This is a genomic window from Paucibacter sp. KBW04 (assembly GCF_003852425.1).
Classification (GTDB): Bacteria; Pseudomonadota; Gammaproteobacteria; order Burkholderiales; family Burkholderiaceae_C; genus Paucibacter_A.
The window spans coordinates 44,977-63,842 of record NZ_QAJN01000004.1 but is presented as its reverse complement, the minus strand read 5'-3'; the positions used below and the strand labels follow the sequence as shown (position 1 = coordinate 63,842).

Sequence of the window (18,866 nt, the reverse complement as noted above, 5' to 3'; positions counted from 1 at the left end):
CATGTCGAATCAAAACCTGCCCCAAGTGATCCAAGCCCCGGCGGAGCGCATTGCCGAAGTCACCCGCAACACCAAGGAAACGCAAATCAGCGTGCGCCTCAATCTGGACGGCACCGGCGAGGCACGTCTGAACACCGGCATCGGCTTCTTCGACCATATGCTGGACCAAATCGCCCGCCATGGCTTGATCGACCTCGACATCCAGGCCAAGGGTGATCTGCATATCGACGGCCACCACACGGTGGAAGACGTGGGCATCACCCTGGGCCTGGCCGTGGCCCAAGCCGTGGGCGATAAAAAAGGTCTGACTCGCTACGGCCACAGCTATGTGCCCCTGGACGAAGCGCTGTCGCGCGTGGTGGTTGATTTCTCCGGCCGCCCCGGCCTGGCCATGGATGTGAAGTTCACCGCCGGCAGCATCGGCGCCTTTGACACCCAGCTCGCCTTTGAGTTCTTCCAAGGCTTTGTCAACCATGCCGGGGTCAGCCTGCATGTGGATAACTTGAAGGGCCATAACGCCCATCACCAGTGTGAAACCATCTTCAAGGCTTTCGGCCGTGCCCTGCGCATGGCTCTGACCCTGGACCCGCGCTCGGCCGGGGTCATTCCTTCTACCAAGGGGACGCTCTGACCATGAGCCGCACTGTTGCAGTCGTCGACTACGGCATGGGCAATCTGCGCTCGGTCTCGCAGGCCGTGCTGCATGTGGCCCAGGACTCGGGCTTGCAGGTGCTGATCACCTCGAAGCCGGACGAGGTCTATGCCGCCGAGCGGGTGGTGCTGCCGGGCCAGGGCGCCATGCGTGACTGCATGCGCGAGCTGGCCGACTCCGGCCTCAAGGAAGCGGTGCTGGACGCCGCCGCCCGCAAGCCCTTGATGGGCGTGTGCGTGGGCATGCAGATGCTGCTGGACCACAGCGAGGAGCAAGACACCCCCGGCCTGGGCCTGATCCCCGGCGTGGTCAAGCGCTTCCAGCTGGAGGGGCGCTTGCAGCCCGATGGCAGCCGCTACAAGGTGCCGCAAATGGGTTGGAACCAGGTGATTCAGTCCGGCGCCCACCCCATCTGGGCCGGCGTGCCCGATGAATCCTGGTTTTATTTCGTTCACAGCTTCTATGCCGCGCCGTTAGATGCGCGCCACAGTGTGGGCGAATGCGATTACGGCGCCCGCTTTACCTGCGCGGTGGCCCGGGATAATATTTTTGCCACCCAATTCCATCCTGAGAAAAGTGCCGCCCTGGGTCTTGCCCTGTATCGCAACTTCCTGCATTGGACGCCCTAGCTCCGCGCCTGGCGCCTCTTGCGGCACCGCAGCTCTCACGATCTGAACCCATTCTTTTTTCTTTCCTCTTCTTCTTCCCACCACCGACCCCTCGGCCATGCTGCTGATTCCTGCCATTGACCTGAAAGACGGTCGCTGCGTTCGCCTGAAACAAGGCGATATGAATGACTCCACCACCTTTGGCGAGGACCCGGCCGCGATGGCCAGGCGCTGGGTGGACGCCGGTGCGAGGCGCTTGCATCTGGTGGACTTGAACGGTGCGTTTGCGGGCAAGCCCGTCAACGAGGCCGCCATCAAGGCCATCATCCGCGAGGTGGGGGACGAGATCCCCGTGCAGCTGGGTGGCGGCATCCGCGACCTGGACACCATCGAGCGCTATCTGGATGGTGGCCTGAGCTACATCATCATCGGCACGGCGGCGGTGAAGAGCCCCGGCTTTTTGAAGGACGCTTGCTCGGCCTTTGGCGGCCACATCATCGTGGGCCTGGATGCCAAGGACGGCAAGGTGGCCACCGACGGTTGGAGCAAGCTGACCGGCCACGAGGTGGTGGATCTGGCGCGCAAGTTTGAGGATTACGGCGTTGAAGGCGTGATCTATACCGATATCGGCCGCGACGGCATGCTCAGCGGAGTCAATATCGAGGCTACGGTCAAGCTGGCCCAGGCGCTCAGCATCCCCGTCATTGCCTCCGGCGGCCTGTCCAATCTGGCCGATATCCGCGCCCTCTGCGAGGTCGAGCATGAGGGTGTTGAGGGCGTGATCTGCGGCCGCGCCATCTATACCGGCGATCTGGACCTGGCCGAGGGCCAGAAGCTGGCCGACGAATGGGTTGAGAGCTGATCCCCGTCCCTTGAATCGCGTTGTCGGGCCGCAAACGCCAAATTTGCGGCCCGCGTTTTTTTGAATCGAGTGTTCCTCATGCTGGCCAAACGCATCATCCCCTGCCTCGACGTGACCGGTGGCCGGGTCGTCAAAGGCATCAACTTCACCGAGCTGCGCGACGCCGGTGACCCGGTGGAGATCGCCGCCCGTTACAACGAGCAGGGCGCGGACGAGCTGACCTTTCTGGACATCACCGCCACCTCGGACGGCCGTGACCTCATCCTGCACATGATCGAGGCCGTGGCCACCCAGGTCTTCATCCCCCTGACCGTGGGCGGCGGCGTGCGCGAGGTGGCTGATGTTCGGCGCCTGCTCAATGCCGGGGCCGACAAGGTCAGCTTCAATTCGGCGGCCGTGGCCAATCCGCAGGTGATACGCGATGCCTCCGAGAAGTACGGCGCCCAATGCATCGTCGTCGCCATCGACGCCAAGCGCCGCCAGGGTGAGGACCTGGCCGCGCGCGGCCCCGGCTGGGACATCTACACCCACGGTGGCCGCAAGAATGTGGGCCTGGACGCCGTGGCCTGGGCGCGCCAGATGGCCGAGTACGGCGCGGGCGAAATTTTGCTCACCAGCATGGACCGCGACGGCACCCGCAGCGGTTTTGACCTGGCCCTGACCCGCGCGGTCAGCGACGCCGTCTCGGTGCCGGTGATCGCTTCCGGCGGTGTCGGTTCGCTGCAAGACCTGGCCGATGGCATCACCCAGGGTGGCGCCGATGCGGTCTTGGCCGCCAGCATCTTTCACTACGGCCAACACACCGTCGGCGAGGCCAAGGCCTTGATGGCGGCGCAGGGCATTCCGGTGCGTCAGGCATGAGCGGCGGTCGTCCTCGTTCCAGCGTCGCGGCCAAGGCGGCAGCCCTCGGTGCCGCCGCGCAAAAGACCGGCGCGCCGCGCATGGCCCCGCGCGAGGTGCGCATCGTCGGCGGCGCGTGGAAGCGCAGCAAGCTGCCGGTCGCCGACAAACCCGGTCTGCGCCCCACGCCCGACCGCGTGCGCGAGACTTTGTTCAACTGGCTGGGCCAGGACCTGGCCGGCTGGCGGGTGCTGGACGCTTTTGCCGGCAGCGGCGCCCTGGGCTTTGAGGCGGCCTCGCGCGGCGCTGCCGAAGTGCTTTTGCTGGAGCGTGATGCCCAGCTGGCGCGCAGCTTGCAAGCCAGCGCGACGCGCTTGAAGGCCGAGAATCTGCGGGTGGAATGTGCCGATGCCCTGAGCTGGATGGGCCGCCATACCGGTGCGCCACGCTTCGAGCTGGCGCTGCTGGATCCGCCTTTCGATTTGGATCTGTTCTTGCCCGCGCTGCGCGCCGCAGCGCCCTTGGTCGTGGTAGGGGGATTTGTCTATCTGGAGGCCGACCAAGCCTTGGCTTTGCCGCCCGAGTGCGGTTTGGAGCCCTGGCGCGAGGGCAAGGCCGGGGCGGTGAAATTCCAACTGCTGCGCCGCATTGGATAATCGGGTTTCACCTAGCCCAGGAGCGCCCGCCTTGACCTCTGTCACCGTTCTCACCGCCGTCTATCCCGGCACCTTCGATCCCATGACCCTGGGCCATGAGGATTTGATGCGCCGTGCCAGCCGATTGTTCGAGCGTTTGATCATTGCCGTGGCGGCCGGTCATCACAAGCGCACCATGTTCACCATCGAGGAGCGCCTGGAGATTGCCACCGAGCTGGCGGCCAAGTACCCCAATGTCGAGGTGATCCCTTTCCGCGGCCTGCTGCGCAACTTCGTCGTCGAGCATGGCGGCAAGGTGGTGGTGCGCGGCCTGCGGGCGGTGAGCGACTTTGAGTACGAGTTCCAGATGGCCGGCATGAACCGCCAGCTGATGCCCGATGTGGAAACGGTGTTCCTGACGCCCTCGGACCAGTACCAGTTCATCTCCGGCACCTTTGTGCGCGAGATTGCCACCTTGGGCGGTGATGTTTCCAAGTTTGTGTCACCCTCGGTGCGCGAGCGCTTGGCTGAGCGCATCAAAGCAGTTTGAGGTTTTGACATGGCGCTGATGATTACCGACGAATGCATTAACTGCGACGTCTGCGAACCCGAATGTCCCAACGAGGCCATCTCCATGGGCGAGGAGTTCTACCAAATCGAGCACAGCAAATGCACAGAGTGCGTGGGCCATTTCGATGAGCCCCAGTGTGTGCAGCTCTGCCCCGTGGCCTGCATTCCGGTCAACCCGGCCCATGTGGAAAGCAAAGAAAGCTTGATGGCCAAGTATCTGCGCCTGACGGCCGTCAAGGCCTGAGGGATTCAGTGCAGGGGATCAAGCGCCCTCGGCGAGGAAGCGCTCCTTGATCAGGCGGGTGGCCAGTTCAAAGTCGTAGGACTCGAGCGCAGCAAGCATGTCTGCAAAGCCTTGTGCGTTCGCCGAGTAAAACAGATCGGCGTGCTGGTTCAGCAGGTCTAGCGCTTCGGAGTCTGCATTCTCGAACAAGCTCAGCAATTGCCGGCCGACAAGCCGCAGGCTTTGGGCGTCAACCGCGATGGCACGCCGGGGAGCGCTGATCGGCAGTGCGGCTCGCACGGCTTGCAGCAAGGCCTCAAGCTCTAGCCTCAGGGCGTCGATCAGCTGCGGCACCTGCTCCAGGTCTAGCCTGGATCGGAAGCGTTCTTCCAAACCGGCGGCCTGATCACACACGGCCTGAGCGCCCAGGCAACTGCTCACGCCTTTGCAACTGTGGGCCAATCGCTCGGCGCTGGCGTAGTCCTCTTGCAGCAAGGCCTCGTTCAAGTTCTGCATCAGATGTTCCTGATTGCGAACAAACAGTCGCAGCATTTCGATGAGTGCCTTGGGTTCCCCGCCTGCTTGCTGGAGGGCAAAGCTCACATCCATACCGGCTATCTCGCTGGGCAGGCCCGCGTTGATGGGGTGATCGGCGGGTGGACTTGCAGAGGGCGCCTGGGGGGCAGCCGCAGCACCGGGCTCGCGAACAGGTATCCATCGCAGCATCGTCGACCACAGGTCCGCGGGAACAATGGGTTTGGTGACCACGTCCAACATACCCGAGGCGAGGCAGGCCTCCTTGTCGTGCTGCATCGCGTTGGCGGTCATTGCGATGATGGGTAGCTGAGCGAACCTTGGCAGCGCGCGGATGGCACGCGTGGCCGCCAGGCCATCCATCACCGGCATCTGCATATCCATCAAGACGGCGTCGTAGTCCTGGGCCTGCACCTTGTCGACGGCCATCTGGCCGTCATTGGCCAGGTCGACCCGAAAGCCGGCCGACTTGAGCAACTCTGCGCCGACAAACTGGTTGAACTCGTTGTCGTCGACCAGCAGGATGCGAGCGCCATAGATTTGGGCCAGCAAACCTGCATTGGCGTCTTGAGTATTGGCGCCTGCCTGAAGGTCTGTGGCCTCTTCCATCAGGGCTTGCTGCAGGGCCGCGCAGAGGCTGGAGGTGTAGACCGGCTTGATCAGCACGGCATCGATCAGCTTGCTGCGCTGGTACTGCAACACCTCGTCGCGGCCAAACGCCGTGGCCATCAAAAGACGCGGGCGGGGCTTGAGTTGCAAGGCGTGAATGGCCTGGGCCGTCTCAATGCCGTTCATCTCCGGCATGCGCCAGTCCAGCACCAGCAGATCGAAAGGCTTTTTCTCCGACTGTGCTTCTTGCACGGCGCTCAGGGCGGCTCGCCCCGAATCGGCGCATGCCACCTCGGCGCCCATGCCCAAGAGTAGCTCGCGCATCAGACTGCGGGCATAGGGGTGGTCGTCCACCACCAGCACCCGGCAAGCTTGCATTCTTTGGCTCAAGAGCTGGAAGCTGGGGGCCTGCTTGAGGGGTTCCGCCGCTAAGACGCTTGCGTCTTGCACGCCCAACTCTGCGCTGAACCAGAAACTGCTGCCTCGGCCGACTTGGCTGCTCACGCCCACCGTGCCGCCCATCAACTCGGCCAGGCGCTTGGAGATGGACAGACCCAGGCCCGTGCCACCGTATCTGCGTGAGGTCGAGGCATCAGCCTGGTGGAAGCTTTGAAACAGGCTGTCGATCTGGGCCGGGCTCAAGCCGATGCCTGAGTCATTGACGGTGAAACGAAGCAGCACCCGCTCCTGGCCTTGCGCATCCGCGGCGCAGTGCTTCTCGACCCGGATGACCAGGGAGATCTCGCCCTTCTCGGTAAATTTGACGGCGTTGTTGGCGAAGTTGACCATCACCTGCGCCAGGCGCAGAGGGTCACCAATCAAATGCTGCGGCACTTCGGCGGCCAAGTCGAACAGCAGCTCCAACTCCTTCTCAATCGCCTTGCCGGCGACCAAGTTGGCGACATTGGCCAATAAGGCGTCCATCTCGAAGGGCACGTTCTCGAGGGAGAGCTTCTCGGCTTCGATCTTGGAGAAGTCAAGAATGTCGTTGATGATGCCCAGCAAATGCTCGCCCGAGAGCCGGACGCGGTCGATGTACTCCCGTGTCTGCGGCCTGAGCTCGGTTTTCAAAGCCAGCTGCGACAGGCCGATGATGGTGTTCATCGGCGTACGAATCTCGTGGCTCATATTGGCCAGAAAGGCGGACTTGGCCTTGGAGGCTTCTTCGGCCAGCTGCTTGCTGTGTTCCACCTGGCTGGTCATTTCCAACTGCTTGGCATAGGCCTGGCGAAGTTCCGCCTCCTTGCGTTCGCCCGATGCCAAGTCCTTGGCGAGGCGGTCGGCGATCAGTGCAAAGCTCTTGCCCACTTCACCGAATTCATCCAAACCTGCCTCGGGCAGGGTCAGCTTGATATTGGCGTCCTTCAGCTGGGCGGCCTTGGTCAAGGCATTCTTGAGCGCATCTAAGGGGTTCAGCACCAGTTTGAGCAGAACCGCCGACATGGAAATCAGCAGCAGGCTGATCAAGACAAACATCTCCAGCGCCCGGCTGCTCACCAGGGAATGCAATTCCTGCTGAATCACCGCACGGGTGGTCACCACCGTGACCAAGCCTAGTTCGACCGTGTTGCCCTCGGCCTCGATCACCAAGGGGAAGACCAGGCGGTCTTGCAGTTCGGGCTGTTCATTCGCTGCTTTGACATGGGCCTCGGCAATGGGCGGGCCGTTCTTGTCCTCGGCGATGACGATGCTGAGAACTGGGGTGATGATCTCGGCCTGGAGGTTCTTCTTCACCGTCTCGGTGTCCAAGCGCCACATCGGTGAGGCCAGATTGATCTCCAAGCGCTTGCGCAGGGACTGGCGATCCTGCTCGTAGCGTTCAAGGAGCTGATCACGGCTGTCGATGTAGGACACCAGACCAAAAACCCCCAAGATGGCCGAGATCAGGAGGGTGAAAAATAGATTGAGGCGGAAGCGAATGCTGTGTCGATTCAAGTCAGCCCCACCCTTTGCCAAGACGCAGCCTTAGGCCTGATCGAGAAACTTGCCCAGCATCATCGGGGCAAGCCCAGGCGCTGGTAGAAGTCGTTCATGAATTTGTCGTAGGCGCCGCTGCTTTTGAAGTCCAGCAGGGCCGACTCAAAAACTGCGACCATATCCTTGCCTTCTGGGTGACTCTTGGAGAAGTTCAGCCACATCCCGTCCTTGCTGAGTTCACCCACCAGGGCAATATGGCCCGCCAGCTTGGGATCATTTTTGATGCGTACCAAGCCCGGCAAGCTGCTGAGCACAGCGTACTTGACGCGCTTGGCCATCAGCATCTTGAGCAAAAGTTCGTCCGAGCTGGCTTCCGTGAACTTGATCTTGGGATTGGTTCTGAACTCCGCCGGGTAGGTGTAGCCGGCCGTCACCCCCACGGTCTGCCCCTCCAGCTCCTGTGCTTTGATCGCCTGCTTCGGCGCACCGGATTCGGACAAGGCAAAGATGCTGGTGCCTGAGAAAAACAGGGGCGTCGGGTGCCACAAGAACTCGTTCTTGTTCTCCTCGGTGATGGAGGTGTTGAAGCAGGCCACCACCTTGCCGGTCTTGACCAAATGCAGGCAGCGTGAAAACGGCACGACCAGGTATTTCACCTCGATGCCGCGAGTCTTGAAGATGGCACGGACCAGATCGGGTGTCATGCCCTCTGGGCCCGATTTGTCGGCTTTTGCAGAGGAGTAAGGCGGCCAATCGTCTTCGGCGGCGATGGTGATGGATTTGCTCTGCGCCAGGACTGCGCTTGATGCAAACAGCATGAGGCCAAGGCTTGCCAAGGTCGCGGCCAACCGTCGCCGGGATCCAGCTGAGATCAAATCCATGGACTACTCCAACAAGCCCCTTGAAGGGATTCAAGGAAGGGCCAAGCAGACATCGCTCGATGCCCCTCCTCGCTCAATCCGCTGTGATGATACTGCGCAGGACTTGTCAGGTGCTTTCAGGCATTAGGCAATTCGCCAACAGTCGTGACTAATGTGTTACTTGCCCTGTGTTGATCCAATTTGCCAGCATTGCCCGTAGTCTGGCGGCCTGGGCCAGCTGGCTGCGCTCGGCGGTGTTTGGCGGCCATGCTCGATCAGCCAGCGGCGGGCCAGCATCCAACCGCCGTGGCTGATGACAATCTGCGTGCCCGAGGGCGCCGACCAGTTTGCGGCTCTGGCCAGGAGGGCCTGCAGGGATTCGCCCCCGCCTGGTGCATAGTCGACAAAGTCTTGCACCCAAGCATCGATCTCGCTCTTGTCGATCGCATGCCAGGGCCTGGCCTCCCAGGCGCCGAAGTCGAGTTCGCGCAGAGCAGGGTCGACGGCCAGCTGCCATCCCCAGCGCTGCAACCAGCGGCCCACCTCGGCACAGCGCCGCAGCGGTGAGCAAACGACGCGCTGCGCTAGCCGCTCGCGCCGCGCCCGTGCCTGAATGCGCCGGGCCAGGCGTTTGGCGCGCCGCCAATGCACCGGCAGATCGCAGCCGGAGCCTACGCACAGGCCCTGGGCTCCCTCGGGCCGCGGATGGCGCCAGACCCACAGGCCGGGCTCAGAAGACATTGAGCAAGCCCACAAAGGCCAGCAGCCCGGCCAGTTCGGCCAGTTGCTGGGTGGCTCCCAGGGTGTCGCCGGTATAGCCGCCCAGGCGGCGCTCCAGAAAACCCTGCATGGTGAAAGTCGCCAGGGCCATGGCCAACCAGGCGGCGCAAAGGCTGGGCACCAGATTGGGCTGGGCCCAGGCGATCAGGCCGCTCAAGCCCAAGACCCAGAGCAGGGCGAAGACAAGGGTCGCGCCACCGGCCTGGGTGGCCAGGGGCTTGGCCTTGGCATGTTCGGCGTCCCCGGCGTAGCTGAGGTGGTGCATCAGGGCGACGGGGGCAGCGCGCGAGGCCGTGTGAGCCCAGAGCGTGGCCAGCAGGGCGAGGTCGGGGTTGAAGTCCAGCAGGGCGACCAGGCAGGCCGCTTTCAAGCCCAGCATCAGGATCAGGCCCAGGGCACCGTAGCTGCCGATGCGCGAGTCCTTCATGATGGTGAGCGCTTTTTCGCGGCTGACCGCGCCGCCCAGGCCATCACAGCTATCGGCCCAGCCGTCCTCGTGAAAGCCGCCGGTCAGCCAGATGCTGGCGGCCAAGCCCAGGCCCGCGCAGATGCCGGCCGGCCAGATCCAGGAGGCGCCCCACATCACCAAAGCGGCCCATGCCCCCACGACCGTGCCCACCGCCGGGAAGTAGCGCGCGCACTCCTGCAACCACTCGGGCTGAAAACCCACCCAGGCGGGAACAGGGCAGCGGGTGAAGAACTGCAGGGCGGTGAAGAAGAGGCGGAGTTCGTGCAGCAAGGGGCGCATGGGGCGGAGGCAGGGGAGCGAGTTCGGCGGTGGAGGCAGCCCGCACTCTAATGCAGCCGCCGCCCGTTCTTAGCCCGGACATTTCACGAGGTCGGCCCCCGCTGACTTGAATCACCAATGCCTGTTGAGTCTTTGGCGTTCAACAACAGATCCAATTTGGAACCAGGGCCTACGCGGGTTTGCGCGGCGCAAGGCTTGCTGGCTGGCCCTCAACTCCTCGCCAATGCCTGTGGGCATTGGCTGCGGCCGTCTCGGACCAGCCCGCGGCGCCCTGCACCACGCAACTCCCGCGTCCCTCGTGAAATATCCGGGCTAGGCGTCAGGGAAGCGCTGGTAAATGTCTTTCACCGCGTCCAGCCGCGCCAGCAGATGCTGGATCAGCAGCGGGTCGAACTGGGTGCCGGCCTGGGCGCTCATATAGGCCACACTGTCCTCAAAGCTCCAGGCGGGCTTGTAGCAGCGCTGGCTCAGCAAGGTGTCCAGCACATCGGCCACCGCGACGATGCGGCCGGCGATATGGATCTGATCGCCGATCAGGCCGCGCGGATAGCCCTGGCCGTCCCAGCGTTCGTGGTGTTCGTGGGCGATGATGGCGCCCAGCTGCAGGATGCGTTTGTCGGACTTGCGCAGCAACTCAAAGCCCACCCGGGCATGGGTTTGCACACTGGCCCATTCCTGTTCATCGAGCTTGCCCGGCTTGCCCAGAACGCGGTCGGCAATGGCGATCTTGCCCACATCGTGCAGGGGCGCGGCCAGGCGCAGAAACTCGATATCGGCCTCGCGCATGCCGGTAGCTTCGGCCAGCAGGGCGGCGATCTCGCCGACGCGGCGCACATGCTCGCCGGGCTCCATGGAGCGGCTCTCCACCGCTTCGCCGATGATGTAGACGGTGGAGCGCTGGGTGTCTTGGATCTCCTCGCGCAGCAGCAGGCTTTCGTAGGTGATGGCCACATTGGCGCAGAAGATCTCCAGCAGTTCGCGGGCCTGCTCGTCGATCACCTCGGCGAACTCCATGTACAGCAAGGTCTCGTTCCCCGAGCTGCTGCGGTAGTAGCCCACGAAATGCTGGGGGTCTGAATTGCCTTGCTGCTCGACCAAAGCCCGGTCCAGCGCGGCGCAGACGCGCGGGGGCAGGGTGTTGATTTCTTCGTCCACCAGCATGCGCGAATACTCAGGCGTGGCGGCCAGAATCTTCAGCCGCCCCTCGGCATGTGAGGCGGCATAGGCGGCCACCCGGCTGGCACACACGCCTCGGGCCTCATAGCCCAGCAGATAAGCCACCTGCTCCAGCACGGCGGAGGCGAAGCGACGTAGGTTTTGCGAGTCGTAGACGCGGGTGATGGCATCGATGGAGCGGCGCAGCGCCTGGCGCGACTGCTCGATGATCATGATGTCGCGGTAGGAGCGCAGGGCAGCGTAGAAGACGGTGATCAGCTTGCGCTTGGTCAGCTCGGTCTTCTCTTTGTAGTCGTTGATGTCATAGCTCTTGATGACATGCTCTTCCGGCGCCTGGCCGGGTTGGCCGGTGCGCAGCACGATGCGCACATGGTGGTTGTCCAGCTCTTCGCGGATGAAACGCGCCAGCTCCAGGCCGGCGTGCTCTGACTCCATCACCACGTCCAGCAGGATCAGGGCCACATCGCGGCGGGACTTGAGCAGCACCCGCGCCTCGGCGGCGCTATAGGCGTCGAGAAACAGCAGGCGGCGGCCGGCGAATTCAAAGTCCGCCATCACCAGCTGGGTCACCTGATGCACGGCCACATCGTCATCGACGATCAGCACCACCCAGGGATCCAGCGCCGCTGCGGCTGCGGCCGCTGCGTCGCTCTCGTCCTCTTCGTCCGCAAATACCAAGTCGGTCATCACAAGGCCCCGCTGTTGACGAGTCAATTATGTGACCAGGGGATTCAGTCGGCTTGCTTCTCGCTGACGCCGGCCGATGCAAAGCTGGCCATTTCGTGCAGGATGCGACAAGCCGAATCGAGCAGGGGCCAGGCCAGGGCCGCGCCCGAGCCTTCGCCCAGGCGCAGGCCCAGGTCCAGCAGCGGTGTGGCCTCGCCGCAGGCCTGCAGCATCAAGGCATGTCCGCGCTCTTGCGACTGGTGAGCAAACACGCAGCGCTCCAGCACCGCCGGTTGCAGGCGCGAGGCCACCAGCACGGCGCTGCTGGTGATGAAACCGTCCACCACGATCACCCGCCGCTCCAGCGCCGCCTGCAGCACCGCGCCCACCATCATCGCGATCTCAAAGCCGCCAAATGCGGCCAGGGCTTGCAAAGGCTCGCTGGCACTGGCGTGGCGTTGCAAGACGGCCTGCAGCACGCGGGTCTTGCGAGCCAGGCCAGCGTCGTCCAGGCCGGTGCCGCGGCCGGTGCAGTCGCCCACCGGGTGGCCGCCCAGGCGGGCCAGCAGCAGGGCCGCGCTGGAGGTATTGCCTATGCCCATCTCGCCCAGCATCAGCACATTGCCGGGGCGCTGGCGTAGCAAGGCCTTGCCCTCGTTGATGGCGGTGGCGCATTGCTCCACGCTCATGGCCGCCTGGGTCGAGGCGTCCTGGGTGCCGTGGGCGATCTTGGCGATGATCAAACCCTTGCGCGGCTCGAAGTCGTGGGCCACTCCGGCGTCCACCACCACCAGGTCCAGGCCATGCTGGCGAGCCAGCACCGACACGGCCGCGCCACCGGCCAGAAAGTTCTCCACCATCTGCCAGGTCACATCGCTGGGGTAGGCCGACACGCCTTGGGCCACCAGGCCATGGTCGGCCGCAAACACCATCATCTGGGGCTGGTGCAGCGAGGGCGTCTCGGTGCCCTGGATCAGGCCCAGGCGCAGCATCAAGCCCTCCAGCCGGCCCAGGGAGCCCAGGGGCTTGGTCTTGTTGTCGATGCGCTGCTGCAGGGCGGCGGCCAGGGGCTGGTCGTGCAGAGAGGGGATGTGGGGAATCAGGTCTTGCGGGGTGTGCATGGGGGAGCTCATGGGAGATTGCGCATCAGTTTTGTTTTTTGTCCTGTAAGAGACCGGCCAGCACGCCGGGCTGGAAGTGGCGGTCCACATAGTCGGCCAGGCCTTCGAACACGCGGTCCAGGCTGGGCGCTTGGGCGCCGAACAGGGCTTGCATGACGGCGCTGTCCTCAAACAGGCCGTGGGCGTAGCAGCCCAGCACCGGGCCGGCTTGCCAGCCCACCACCCCAACCTTGTCATCAGCGCTGTCGCTGAACACGGCCGGCGTGGCCGCCGCCAGGCTGGGGTGCTGGACGGTGCGGCCATGGTGAATCTCGTAACCCTGGGCTTGCACCGCGCTCAGGGCGGCCCAAGGTTCGCTCAGGGGTGCAAAGCGAAGCCGGGCCGGGCGCAGCAGCTTGTCGCGTTCGAACTGGGTGACCAGGGGCAAGAGCCCCAGGCCGGGTGCATTACCGTCCAGGCCATGGGGGTCGAGCAGGCTTTCGCCCAGCATCTGCAGGCCGCCGCAAATGCCCAGCACTTTTTTGCCCGCCGCCGCATGCTGGGCGATGGCTTGATCCAGTTTCTGCGCGCGCAGCCAGGCCAGATCGGCCGCCACCGCCTTGGAGCCGGGCAGGATGATGAGATCCACCCCGTCCAGACCGGCCGGTTCGCGCACCCAGCTCAGGCGCACGCCGGGCAGACTGCGCAGGGGCTGAAACTCGTCCAGATTGGACAGGCGCGGGTAGGCCACGATGGCGATCTTGAGGCCACGGCTGCTGCCGCTGATGCCGTCGTCGAACACGCCATCTTCCTCCGGCAGGCCATGGCCGCGCCACATGGGCAGCACGGCCACGGTGGGCACGCCGGTCAAGGCTTGCAGCTGCTCGGGCCCGGGGGCCAGCAAGCTGGCGTCGCCACGGAAGCGGTTCAAGACAAAGCCACGGATCAGCGCCCGCTCATGCGCGGGCAGGAGCTGGTGCGTGCCGTAGAGGTGGGCAAAGGCGCCGCCGCGGTCGATGTCGGTGACTAGCAGGCAGGCGGCCTCGGCCTCCAGGGCGGTGCGCATATTGACGTAATCGCTGCTGTGCAGATTGATCTCGGCCGGCGAGCCCGCGCCCTCGATCACCACCACATCGTTCTCGGCCATCAGCTCATGCAGGGCGGGCTTGGCGCGCTGCCACAGCAGCTCGCTGCGCTCCCGCCAGGGGGCACGGGTCAGGACCTCGTCCACCTCGCCCAAGACGATGACTTGCGAGGCCGTGTCTTTTTCGGGCTTGAGCAGCACCGGGTTCATGCGCACATCGGGTGTGCAGCGCGAGGCCAGGGCTTGGAAGTATTGGGCGGAGCCAATTTCGCCTAACTTTCCATTCAATGCTGGTACGACTCTCGCGTTATTGCTCATGTTCTGCGCCTTGAAGGGCGCGACCTTCAGCCCCTGGCGCGCATACCAGCGCGACAAGGCCGTGGCCAGCCAGCTCTTGCCTGCGCCACTGGTGGTGCCCAGCACCATGATGGCGCGGGCTCTGTGTTTGCTGCTCATGCTTGCAACTCCTCCAAGGCTCGCTTCAGCGCCGCCTGCGATTCTGTGTTTTGGGTGGACAGCCGCACCCAGCCCGCCAGGCCGAAGCTGCTGGCGTCGCGCAGCTTGATGCCGCGCTGGCGCAGGGCCGGCAGCAACTCGCTGGTCTGCACACCCACGGGTGGGCGCGCCAGCCAGAAATTGCTGCAGCTGCTGGTCTGCTGCCAGCCCAGCTCGGCCAAGAGCTGGCGCTGAGTGTCGCGCCAGCCGCGCAAGGTCGTTTGGACCTGACGCAAATAATCAGCGGATTCTGGGCTGCGCCAGGCCCGCAGCAGCTCGCAGCCTTCGCTGGACAAAACCCAGCTGGGCGCCACAGCCTGGGCATGCAAGTACAGGGCATCGCTCCTGCTCGGCGCCAGCAGGCAGGCGGCGCGCACGCCCGTCAGGCCCAAGACCTTGTTGGGGCAGTGCAGGCGCCAGGCCTGGTCCTGCAGATGGGCGGGCAAATGGCTTTGGCCCTCCAGGCGCAGGCTTTCATACGCCAGGTCAACGACCAGCGCAGAGCTGCTGCGCTCGATGGCGAGGGTCAGGTCTTGCCACTCGGCCGCGGTGAGGCTGCTGCCACTGGGGTTGCAGGGCTCGCAGACCCAGACCAAGCTGCGGGCTTGACGCAGGCCGCTGCACAGCTCGGCCACGCTGCGGTAGCGGCGCGTCTCCAGGCCCAGGGCCTGGGCGGCGGCGGCATAGTCGCCAAAGCCGGGTTGTGGCACCCAGACTTCTCGAATGCCGCTCAAAAAAGCCGCCAGGCTCAGGCGCCGGATCGCCTCGGCCCCGCCGGAGCAGGGCAGCACCCGATCGGCCGCCACGCCCAGATCCGCGCCCAGATGCTCGCGCAAATCGGTGTAGGCCGGGTCGGGGTAACGGCGTCGGTCGGCGGCCAGCACGGCGCGCAGCAGGGCGGGCGGCGGGCCCAGAGGGCTGGCGTTGCTGGAGAAATCATGGGCCGGTGTGGGCCCGGCATCGCTGCCGCCGTGGATATTCATGTTTGCAAGCGCAGGAAAGCGGCCAGGGCTGCCAGCGAGAAGGCCGATGCCAGCAGGCCGCGCCGCGCGTATGCGATCGCAGCGGGCAGGTCTTGCGGCTGCGGGGCGCGACCCTCCGCGTTGAGTTGATAAACGCCAGGCTTGCCCAGGCGCAGATCCAAACGCAGGGCCATGGCCGCCATGGGCCAACCGCTATTGGGCGAGGGCGTGCGCGAGGCTTGCTGGCTCAGGCGCAGCAAGGCCTGGGGCCGCAGACTGCTCATGGCTATTGCGGTGATGCGGGCCGGCAGCCAGGACAGCACATCGTCCGCCCGCGCCGCCCATTTGCCCGCCCATTCCCACTGGCCGCGATAGCCCCACATGGCGTCGGCCGTGTTGGCGAAGCGGTAGACAGCGGCACCGGGCAGCCCGGCCAGCATGGCCCAGAACAGGGGCGCGACGACCGAGTCGTTGAGGTTTTCGGCCAGGGTTTCGATGGCGGCCTCGCGCACCTGCTCGGCACTCAAGGCCGAGGTGTCACGGCTGACCAAGCGTGCCAGCTGAGAGCGGCCGTCCTCCAGAGAAACTTGGAGCGCCCGCTCCACCGCCAACACCTCATCGGCCAACATACGCCAGGCCAGCAAGGGCTTGAGCAGCAGGCCCAGCAGGGCCGCGCACAGCAGCAGGCGCGGCCAAGAACTCCAGGGGGCCAAGCTCAGGATCAGGGCCGACTCCAGCAGCAGGGCCAGCCCACCCACCAGCAGCGCGCCCAAGACCCAAGCCAGCGCTCCCAGGGCAAAGGCGGGCCTGGGTGGCAGGCTCAGCAAGCGTTTGGAAAACAGGCCCAGATAGCGACCCATGGCGACCACCGGATGCGCCCAAGTCGGAGGCTCGCCGAAGAGACGATCCACCAGCAGGGCAAAGGCAAAGGCCAGCGGCCACAGCAGGCACATGCTCAATCTTCGATGCCGCGCTGCGCGGGTACACCGGCCTTGAAATGGTGTTTGATCAAAGCCATCTCGGTGACGGTGTCGGCCAACTCAATCAGCTCGGCCGGCGCGTTACGGCCGGTCAGCACCACGTGCACATGGGCGGGCCGCTCGCGCAGGGCTTGTAGCACCGGCTCCAGCGGCAGCCAACCGTAGCGCAGGGGGTACATGATCTCGTCCAGCACGACCAGAAAGTTCTCGCCGCTGCGAATGCTGGCTTCGGCGCGCACCCAGCCATCACGCGCCAGCTGGGCGCTGTGCTCCAGGTCCTTGCTCTTCCAGCTGAAGCCGTCGCCCAGGCCTTCGATGGGCACGCCCAGTTTTTCAAACACGCGGTGCTCGCCGAAGCGTGCGCTGGGCACCTTCATGAATTGGTAGATCTTGACCGTCTTGCCCCGGCCATGGGCGCGCAGGGCCAGGCCGAAGGCGGCCGTGCTCTTGCCCTTGCCGTCGCCGGTGTGGACGAGGATCAGGCCGCGGCGCTCGGCCGTGGGGATGACGCGTTCGCGGTCGACGGGAGGTTTTTCGATTTCCATGCTTTGCTCAGCTCAATTCAAAAAGGGGTTCGTCCATCAGCATGTCGGCCAGCGGGCGGGTTTGGCGCCAACCCAGCGCCTCCAACATGGGGCGCTCATAAAAGGTGGCGACCGGGCCCAGGCAGAGCAGGCCCAGGGGCAGGGAGCCCGCAGGCAGCTTCATCAACTCGGCCAGGGCAAGCGGCTCGAACATCGAGACCCAACCCAGGCCCAGGTTCTCGGCCCGCGCCGCCAGCCAGAGGTTTTGCACCGCGCAGGCAGCCGAGCACAGCGCCATCTCGCGCGGCATGCTGCGGCGGCCGAACACGGTGCCATCGTCGGGCGCAAGGCTGACCAGCAACAGCTCGGCGCAGTCGCCAATGCCCTCGACCTTGAGACGCAGGAATTCTGCCGCGCGCTCGTCCAGCGCGGCGGCCGTGCGTTGGCGCTCTGCCTCGACCAGGGCCTGGATTTGCTGGCGGGTTTGAGCATGGCGCACACGCATAAAACGCCAGGGCTGCATCAGGCCCACCGAGGGCGCTTGATGGGCGGCAGCCAGCATGCGCTGCAGCTGCGCTTCTTCGACCTGGCCGCCGGGCTGAAAATGGCGGATGTCGCGGCGCAGGGCGATATTGGCGTAAATCGTGTCGCGCTCAGCCGCGCTGAACTGGTGCTGGGCGCTGGTAATCACCTGCAAGCACCCGTAGCGAAAAAGCGCGCCACCGCCGCTGGGTTGGAGGGGAAGTAATGGTGCACATAGCTGGCGCGCAGCGAGCCCTGGATGAAGAGCGGCTCGGCCGCGCGGCTGCCGGTCTTGGCATTGGGGTTGCTGGCAACGGCTCGCGGCTGCAGCGGGGTTTCCATCGTGGAGTGATGAAAGCTGTGGCCGCGCAACAGGCCCTCGGGCCAGTCCAGGGCCTGTAGACCTAAGGCGGCCAGGCGTTTTTGCATGCGCGCCTGGCCGGGCATCAGGCCGGCCATGGGCTGGGCCTGGCCAGCGGCATCGCTCAGGCTGTCGAGCAAGCAGAGCATGCCGCCACATTCGGCCAGCAGAGGTTTGCCTTGGGCCAGATGTTCACGCAACGAGTCGAAGAAGCTGGGGTGGGCGGCCAGGGCTGGCGCATGCAGCTCGGGGTAGCCGCCGGGCAGCCAGAGCGCATCGCAGGCAGGCAAGACCTGACCCTGCAGGGGCGAGAAGCAGATCACCTCGGCGCCGAGTGCGCGCAGGCAGTCCAGATTGGCGGTGTAGATGAAGGAGAAGCAAGCATCCTGGGCCACGGCGATGCGCAGGCCCGCCAGGGCTTGAGCGGGGAACTCGCTCTCAGGCCAGAGCGGCGCTTGCAGATCGAAGCGCACCCGTGGCCATTCAAACTCGGGTCTCAGCGCCTCGCCCCAGGCCTGGGCCCAGGCATCGAGCTGGCTGTCCAACTCGGGTAACTCCATGGCTTGCACCAGGCCCAGATGGCGCTCGGGCAGGCTCAACTCAGGCTTGCGCAAGAGGGCGGCGGCCAGGGGCAGATCGGCCGGCAGGCCTTGGGCCACCATCTGGCCATGGCCGGGGCTGCCCACGCGGTTGGCCACCACGCCGCAGAGGGTGATGTCGCTGCGATAACGCTGCAAACCCGTGGCAATGGCGGCAAAGGTCTGGGCCATGCTTGATGCATCGATCACGGCCAGCACCGGCAGGCCAAGGGCGGCGGCCAGGTCGGCGCTGCTGGGCTCGCCGTCGAACAAGCCCATCACGCCCTCGACCAGGATCAGGTCGGCCTCAGCAGCGGCCTCGGCCAGCAGGGCGCGGCAATGCGCCAGGCCGCCCATGAACAAGTCCAGTTGATACACCGGGTGACCGCTGGCACGCTCCAGAATCATCGGGTCCAGGTAATCCGGCCCGGTTTTGAACACGCGCACCCGCTGGCCTTGGTGGCGGTGCCAGCGAGCGATGGCCGCGGTGACGCTGGTCTTGCCCGAGCCCGAGGAGGGCGCGCTGATCAGCACGGCGGGGCAGAGGGTGGTGGCGTCAGTTGGCATAGGGCGATGAGGC

19 protein-coding genes are annotated in these 18,866 nt (G+C 65.0%); 7 read left to right on the top strand and 12 right to left on the bottom strand.

All coding sequences use genetic code 11. The annotated features are described in order from the left end of the window. The first annotated feature begins 1 nt into the window (after position 1). The 7 genes from hisB (at position 2) to DBR47_RS06470 (ending at position 4,411) form a co-directional block, all read left to right on the top strand. Entirely contained in the window at positions 2-631 is a 630-nt protein-coding gene (hisB, locus tag DBR47_RS06500) for an imidazoleglycerol-phosphate dehydratase HisB (protein WP_124448456.1), read from the top strand. Between the two features lie 2 nt (positions 632-633). Further along, positions 634-1,281 (top strand): imidazole glycerol phosphate synthase subunit HisH, encoded by a 648-nt coding sequence (gene hisH / locus DBR47_RS06495; protein WP_124448178.1) that lies wholly within the window; start codon positions 634-636, stop codon positions 1,279-1,281. 97 nt (positions 1,282-1,378) lie between these two features. Further along, a complete protein-coding gene (gene hisA, locus DBR47_RS06490; RefSeq protein ID WP_124448176.1) occupies positions 1,379-2,122 on the top strand; it encodes a 1-(5-phosphoribosyl)-5-[(5-phosphoribosylamino)methylideneamino]imidazole-4-carboxamide isomerase in 744 nt (247 codons plus the stop codon). A 78-nt stretch (positions 2,123-2,200) separates the two neighbouring features. Then, complete coding sequence (gene hisF / locus DBR47_RS06485; RefSeq protein ID WP_124448174.1) at positions 2,201-2,983, top strand: imidazole glycerol phosphate synthase subunit HisF; 783 nt, start codon at positions 2,201-2,203, stop codon at positions 2,981-2,983. Then, positions 2,980-3,618 carry a 16S rRNA (guanine(966)-N(2))-methyltransferase RsmD gene (rsmD, locus tag DBR47_RS06480; protein ID WP_370454876.1) on the top strand — a complete coding sequence of 213 codons (639 nt, stop codon included), beginning with the start codon at positions 2,980-2,982 and terminating at the stop codon, positions 3,616-3,618. Before hisF ends, rsmD begins: the two co-directional genes overlap by 4 nt. Before the next feature lie 31 nt (positions 3,619-3,649). Next, positions 3,650-4,147, top strand: a complete 498-nt coding sequence (gene coaD, locus DBR47_RS06475) for a pantetheine-phosphate adenylyltransferase (RefSeq protein ID WP_124448172.1) — start codon at positions 3,650-3,652, stop codon at positions 4,145-4,147. Positions 4,148-4,156: 9 nt separating this feature from the next. Beyond that, on the top strand, positions 4,157-4,411 hold the full coding sequence (locus tag DBR47_RS06470; RefSeq protein WP_124448170.1) for a YfhL family 4Fe-4S dicluster ferredoxin: 255 nt from the start codon (positions 4,157-4,159) through the stop codon (positions 4,409-4,411). 18 nt (positions 4,412-4,429) lie between these two features. On the opposite strand, the gene DBR47_RS06465 is transcribed toward DBR47_RS06470, so the two are convergent. The 12 genes from DBR47_RS06465 to DBR47_RS06410 form a co-directional block, all read right to left on the bottom strand. Next, positions 4,430-7,468 carry a response regulator gene (locus DBR47_RS06465; RefSeq protein WP_124448168.1) on the bottom strand — a complete coding sequence of 1,013 codons (3,039 nt, stop codon included), beginning with the start codon at positions 7,466-7,468 and terminating at the stop codon, positions 4,430-4,432. 59 nt (positions 7,469-7,527) lie between these two features. Continuing rightward, positions 7,528-8,268, bottom strand: coding sequence for an ABC transporter substrate-binding protein (locus tag DBR47_RS06460; protein WP_197046899.1), 741 nt, complete (start codon positions 8,266-8,268; stop codon positions 7,528-7,530). Positions 8,269-8,487: 219 nt separating this feature from the next. Beyond that, positions 8,488-9,051: a histidine phosphatase family protein gene (locus tag DBR47_RS06455; protein WP_124448164.1), complete on the bottom strand. Its 564-nt coding sequence runs from the start codon at positions 9,049-9,051 to the stop codon at positions 8,488-8,490. Next, the gene (locus DBR47_RS06450; protein WP_197046898.1) at positions 9,041-9,838 is read right to left on the bottom strand and encodes an adenosylcobinamide-GDP ribazoletransferase; all 798 of its coding nucleotides are present in this window, start codon (positions 9,836-9,838) and stop codon (positions 9,041-9,043) included. The genes DBR47_RS06455 and DBR47_RS06450 overlap by 11 nt, the downstream gene beginning before the upstream one ends. 312 nt (positions 9,839-10,150) lie before the next feature. After that, a complete protein-coding gene (locus DBR47_RS06445) occupies positions 10,151-11,701 on the bottom strand; it encodes a DUF3369 domain-containing protein (protein ID WP_124448160.1) in 1,551 nt (516 codons plus the stop codon). Positions 11,702-11,745: 44 nt separating this feature from the next. Next, positions 11,746-12,813, bottom strand: coding sequence for a nicotinate-nucleotide--dimethylbenzimidazole phosphoribosyltransferase (cobT, locus tag DBR47_RS06440; protein ID WP_231512161.1), 1,068 nt, complete (start codon positions 12,811-12,813; stop codon positions 11,746-11,748). A 13-nt stretch (positions 12,814-12,826) separates the two neighbouring features. After that, entirely contained in the window at positions 12,827-14,320 is a 1,494-nt protein-coding gene (locus DBR47_RS06435) for a cobyric acid synthase (protein ID WP_124448158.1), read from the bottom strand. Beyond that, on the bottom strand, positions 14,317-15,342 hold the full coding sequence (locus DBR47_RS06430; RefSeq protein WP_124448156.1) for a histidinol-phosphate transaminase: 1,026 nt from the start codon (positions 15,340-15,342) through the stop codon (positions 14,317-14,319). Before DBR47_RS06430 ends, DBR47_RS06435 begins: the two co-directional genes overlap by 4 nt. Next, a complete protein-coding gene (gene cbiB, locus DBR47_RS06425; protein ID WP_124448155.1) occupies positions 15,339-16,274 on the bottom strand; it encodes an adenosylcobinamide-phosphate synthase CbiB in 936 nt (311 codons plus the stop codon). The genes DBR47_RS06430 and cbiB overlap by 4 nt, the downstream gene beginning before the upstream one ends. Positions 16,275-16,276: 2 nt before the next feature. Next, positions 16,277-16,846, bottom strand: coding sequence for a cob(I)yrinic acid a,c-diamide adenosyltransferase (gene cobO / locus DBR47_RS06420; RefSeq protein WP_124448153.1), 570 nt, complete (start codon positions 16,844-16,846; stop codon positions 16,277-16,279). A 7-nt stretch (positions 16,847-16,853) separates the two neighbouring features. Next, positions 16,854-17,516 (bottom strand): 5,6-dimethylbenzimidazole synthase, encoded by a 663-nt coding sequence (gene bluB / locus DBR47_RS06415; RefSeq protein ID WP_197046897.1) that lies wholly within the window; start codon positions 17,514-17,516, stop codon positions 16,854-16,856. Then, complete coding sequence (locus DBR47_RS06410) at positions 17,513-18,853, bottom strand: cobyrinate a,c-diamide synthase (protein WP_124448151.1); 1,341 nt, start codon at positions 18,851-18,853, stop codon at positions 17,513-17,515. The genes bluB and DBR47_RS06410 overlap by 4 nt, the downstream gene beginning before the upstream one ends. Positions 18,854-18,866 lie beyond the last annotated feature (13 nt).